Origin of the sequence: Exiguobacterium sp. s133 (assembly GCF_018618595.1) — a bacterium.
Lineage (GTDB): Bacteria > Bacillota > Bacilli > Exiguobacteriales > Exiguobacteriaceae > Exiguobacterium_A > Exiguobacterium_A oxidotolerans.
The window spans coordinates 1-1274 of the sequence record NZ_JACSMK010000024.1; the positions used below are offsets into that span (position 1 = coordinate 1).

The window sequence follows — 1274 nt, forward strand, 5'->3', positions numbered from 1 at the left end:
GCGTTTTGACGTTTGCGTGCCACGACGATTCCAGCTGCACCGAGTGCAAGACCGAAGAGTGCGAGTGCACCTGTTGTTGCGTTGTTGCTTGTGTCGCTCATGCCGCCGTTACCTGTGTTCGGCATTGAACCTGGTGTACCGTCCATGAATTTCTCAGGAGATTGCATGACGATCGCGTTACCGAGGTTTTCACCGACACCATACATGTAAGCATATGACTCGCGGAACGTGTCGACTGATCCTTTGTAGTCGCCTTCCGTGTACTGCATGAACGTGTCTTGGACATATGTTTCATGGCCAGCGACCGCTTCTTGTGCTGCTTTCGTCGGAAGGTTTTCTTCCGTTGCTGCTCCGAGGAACGCACCGAAGTCGTTCGAGAACATTTTAAGCATGTCTTGAGCGTCAGCCATCATTTTTTTGTCATCGTTAATGGCTGCTGTGACGAGGTTTGCTTGTGCTTCGATGTGATTTTTCGTCCAAGCTTGCTCGAACTGATCTGCACCGGCTTCACCGTAAATTGATTTGATTGCGGCTTTGAAGTCAGCTGTGTGCATGTCTTCCGCCCAGTTTGCAGCATCGTAGTCTTTCGCTTGATCGACACCTGCCGTCATACTGAGGTTCGCAAGAGCGACGTGTTCAGCAGCAAGGCTGTTGAGTGTTGACCGGAGGTCAGCCGCTTTCGTATCAGCTTTCGAGTTATCGAACTTCTCAGGCATCTGTGTTGTGATCGCGACTGAGAGAGCTTTCGAGATGTCATACATGCGGCTGTATCCTTCACGGAACGTGTTGTACGATCCTTCATAGTCGCCTGCTGCATACTCTTGGAATGTTTTATAGACGTCCGCTTCGTGAGCACGAAGGACTTCTTCAGCTGCTTCCTTCGGAAGTTCGCCTTCTGTCGCAGCGTCGAGGAATGTCGAGAGATCCTGGACGAATTCTTCTGTCTCGGCTTTCGAAGCGTTGATGCCTTCCTGGTCATCCGCTTTGACGGCTTTGACGAGGTCCGTTGTGTATTTGTTGTGATCGACGAAGATTTTTTCGAATTGTTTCGCGCCTTCGTCGCCATAGACTGAAGCGATTGCCGGTGTCATGTCGAGTGCGTTCTGTTTGAGTGCCGCTTCATAATACTCAGCATCTTTTGAACCGTCATATTGTTTTTTCATGTCCATGACAGCAAGCACGAAGTGCTCAGAAAGCAATTGGTCGAGTGTCGCACGAAGATCTGCTGCTTTCGTTTTGACCGTGACGTTTTTTGCTTTGTCCTCATGCATCAT

1 protein-coding gene is annotated in these 1274 nt (G+C 49.9%); it reads right to left on the reverse strand.

Annotation, left to right across the window (positions count from 1 at the left end):
• On the reverse strand, positions 1-1274 hold a 1274-nt coding region (locus tag KNP96_RS16530), incomplete at both ends, for a copper amine oxidase (RefSeq protein WP_214771841.1).